The following is a 4,029-nucleotide window of genomic DNA, read 5'->3' on the forward strand; positions in this document are numbered from 1 at the left end:
CAAAGAAGCCGCCATCCAGGCCTGGGTACTCGAAGAGAAAGCCAGAGGCCTGCGCATTGACGAGCTCTGGCGTATTGGCATCCTCGTGTTTGAACAACAGATCCAGTTTGGCCTCAGCTTCCACCATGCCCTATGGGATGGCTGGAGTGATGCCAGCCTCGTGGCCGAACTGTTTACCCACTATAAAACCCTGTTGCAGGGCCAGCCCCTCGTCGTCCTGCCATCGCCCCCGTCCTACCAGACCTATATCGCCCTGGAACAGGCCGCCCTGGCGTCCCCCGTCCACCGCGACTACTGGACACACAGCCTGGCCGGTGCGAAACAAGCCTGGTGGTCAGCCCACCCCCATCAGCAAAGCAGTCATTTCTTCTGTGACATCACCGCCGACATGAGTACGGCCCTCATTGCCCTGGCAGACCAGCTCGGTGTCCAGGAGAAGAGCGTCTGGTGTACCGTCTACCTGGTCCTGACCTCCCTGCTCGAAGGCGACGACCACATCCTGGGTTCCGTCGTCACCCATGGCCGGCCCGAGATCGATGGCGCCGAGAAGATGGTCGGCCTGTTCTTGAATTCTCTGCCGTTGCAGGTCGATATCGGCAGCGGCAGCTGGGCAGACCTGATCAGACAAGTGCATGCCCGTTTGAACCAGCACCAGGCCCACCGCCATTATCCGCTGGCCCAGATCCAGGCAGACTTACGGCTCGACTTTGCCGGTTCCCTGTTTAATTTTACGAATTTCCATGTGATAGGCAATGCCGGGGCCGCCTCCAATGTCACCGGCAGTGGCAGCTTTGGTCTCGATGAAACCAATTACCTCTTCAGCGTCGACGTGCAAAAGCATGATGCCGCCAACCGCCACCTGCTGCGCATCACCCTCGACCCGACCGTCTTTGATGATGCCTTCCAGCACAGGATTGCCCGGTATGTGCCCCACATCCTCACCACCATGACACAGGAACTGGCCCTGCCAGTCAATAAAGCCCGCCTGCTGGGAGAAGAATACCGCACCCTCATGCAATATAGCCGCGGTGAGTATGCCTCCTCCCGCGCCGCCAGCACCCCCGTTGCCTCGGTCTGCCAGCTGTTTGAAGAACAGGCCCGGCAACAACCACAGGCGATTGCCATCGTGCATGGCAACGAACAACTGAGCTATGGCGAACTGAACCGGCGTGCCAACCAGCTCGCCCATTACCTGCGTGCACGTGGCGTCGGCACCGATCAACTGGTGGCACTGTGTGTCGAACGCAGCCTGGAAATGGTCATTGGCCTGTTGGGCATCTGGAAGGCCGGTGGCGCCTATGTCCCGCTCGACCCCGCCTATCCGCCAGAACGCCTGGCCTATGTCATTGAAGACGCCCGGCCACAACTGATCCTGACCCAGGCCAGCCTGGCTGCGCGGCTGCCCCTGGCAACAGAGGCTGACAGCCAATTCAATCAATTCAAGCAATGCAGCCTGGTCTTGCTGGACCAGGACTGGCCTGCCATTGCCAGGGAAGCAGCCAGCAATGGTGCTGCCGTGGCCCTCAGTCCGCAGGCCGATGATCTGGCCTATGTGATGTATACCTCCGGTTCCACCGGTCAACCCAAGGGCGTGATGGTGGCACAGCGCAATGTGCTCAACCACAACCTGTTTGTCTGCCGTGAATTTGCCCTCTCGGCCAGTGACCGCATCCTGCAGTTTGCCACCGTCAGCTTTGATGCGGCGGTAGAAGAAATCTTCCCGGTCCTGATGGCCGGCGGCAGCCTCATCCTGCGGGCTGCGCTGACACCGTCTGCCAGCGAACTCAGTACCCAGGTCCTGCACCAGGGCATTACCGTGCTCGACCTGCCCACCGCTTACTGGCATGCCTGGATAGGCACGGTCGACAGCGATTACCTGGGCCAGAGTGCACTGCGCCTGATCGTCGTTGGTGGCGAAGTGGTATCGGTCGACTCCTTCCAGCAATGGACCAGGGTCGCCAGACCCCACCAGGTCTGGATGAATACCTATGGCCCGACCGAAGCCACCGTTATCTGCACGGTCTACCGCCAGGGTGGTCAGGGTGGCCAGGTGTCTGCCCGTCATGCGTTGCCGGCTTATCTGGATGCGCGGGAGATCAGTTATCCGTATGCCCCGCTGCTGCACCAGTTATTTGAAGCCCAGGTACAGCACAACCCGGATGCCATTGCCGTCGTGGTGGAAGACCAGCAACTGACGTATGCCGAATTAAATAAAAAAACCAACCAGCTCGCCCACACCCTGCGCGCCCAGGGCGTCGGGCCGGATCAACTGGTCGCCATCTGTGTCGAACGCAGCCTGGAGATGGTGATTGGCTTGCTGGGGATATTAAAAGCCGGTGGTGCCTATATACCGCTGGAACCATCTTATCCGGCAGAGCGCCTGGCACAGATGGTCAAGGATGCCGCACCACGGGTCTTGCTGACCCAGGAGCGCTTTGCTGCGCTCTTACCTCCTCATGGAGGACGCACGATCCTGCTCGACAGCCAGTGGGCAGAGATGGCGGACCAGGAAGACAGCAATCTGGCCGCAGAGGTGATTGGGCTGACCGCAGCCAATCTGGCCTATGTGATTTATACCTCGGGTTCGACCGGCCAGCCCAAGGGGGCGATGAATGAACACAGGGCAGTGGTGAACCGCCTGCGGTGGATGCAGGACCAGTATGGCCTCACGGCACACGACAAAGTCTTGCAGAAGACGCCGTTCAGCTTTGATGTGTCGGTCTGGGAATTCTTCTGGCCCTTGCTCAACGGGGCATCCCTGGTGTTTGCCCGTCCGGAAGGGCATCAGGACCCGGCCTACCTGCGTGGCCTGATCCAGGCGCAGGGGATCACGACCTTGCACTTTGTGCCATCGATGTTGCAGGCGTTCTTGGAGCAGACGGAGGAGCTGACCGAATGCGCGAGCCTGCGCCGTATCGTGTGCAGCGGGGAGGAGTTGCCGGTGGCTTTGCAGGCACGTTGTCTGGCGGCCTTGCCACAGGCGAGCCTGCATAATCTGTATGGCCCGACGGAAGCGGCGATTGATGTGACGTATTGGGAGTGCCGTGCCGGGGAGGACCTGGACCGGGTGCCAATCGGGCGGCCGATTGCCAATACGCAGATGTATATCCTGGATGCGGGCAGGCATCTGGTGCCGACCGGGGTGGCAGGGGAGATTTATATCGGCGGGGCCGGGGTGGCGCGGGGTTATCTGCACCGGCCTGCGCTGACGGCAGAGCGCTTTGTGGCGGATCTGTTGAGTGAGCAGCCCGGGGCGCGGATGTACCGCACGGGGGATCTGGGCCGCTGGCGTGCCGATGGGCATATTGAGTACCTGGGCAGGAATGACCAGCAGGTGAAGATCCGTGGTTTCCGCATTGAGCTGGGGGAGATTGAGGCGCAGTTGCTCCAGCAGGCGCAGGTAAGGGAGGCGGTGGTGGTGGCGCGGGAACGTGCGGGTGCGGAGAATCAGGGCGCAGAAGGCAGCGACACCGACAGCGCAAGGCAGGAGAAGCAGTTGGTGGCGTATCTGGTGGGGCCGGCAGACGGGAATGATGCCAGCAACGAACTGAGCAGTGAAGCGCTGCGTGGGCAGTTAAAAGCGGTGTTGCCGGAGTATATGGTGCCGGCAGCCTTTGTGTGGTTGCCCGCCTTGCCGTTGACGCCGAACGGGAAGTTGGACAGGCGGGCTTTACCGGCACCGGGGCAGGAGGCCTTTGCGGTGGGCTTGTATGCAGTGCCGCAAGGGGAGGTGGAGGTGTTGCTGGCGGGGATATGGCAGACCTTGCTGGGCCTGGAGCGGGTGGGGCGGCATGACCATTTCTTTGATCTGGGTGGGCATTCCTTGCTGGCTTTGCAGTTGTTGACGCGGGTGCGTCAGGGGCTGGGGCGGGAGTTGGCGTTGCGGGATTTGTTTGCGCATCCGACGATTGCGGCGCTGGCGAAGGTGCTGGCGGGGCAGGGTACGGCGGTGCTGGTGGGGGAGGAGATCGGGCGGGCTGACCGGGACTTGCCTTTGCCGCTCTCCTTTGCGCAGCAGCGCTTGTGGTT

General features: G+C 61.4%; 1 protein-coding gene. It reads left to right on the top strand.

Translation table 11 applies throughout. From position 1 onward, the window contains the following. A partial coding sequence (locus ACO0LH_RS28310) for an amino acid adenylation domain-containing protein (RefSeq protein WP_422944493.1) occupies positions 1-4,029 on the top strand: 4,029 nt, incomplete at both ends.

Origin of the sequence: Undibacterium sp. TJN19, assembly GCF_049339485.1 — a bacterium.
Lineage (GTDB): Bacteria > Pseudomonadota > Gammaproteobacteria > Burkholderiales > Burkholderiaceae_D > Undibacterium.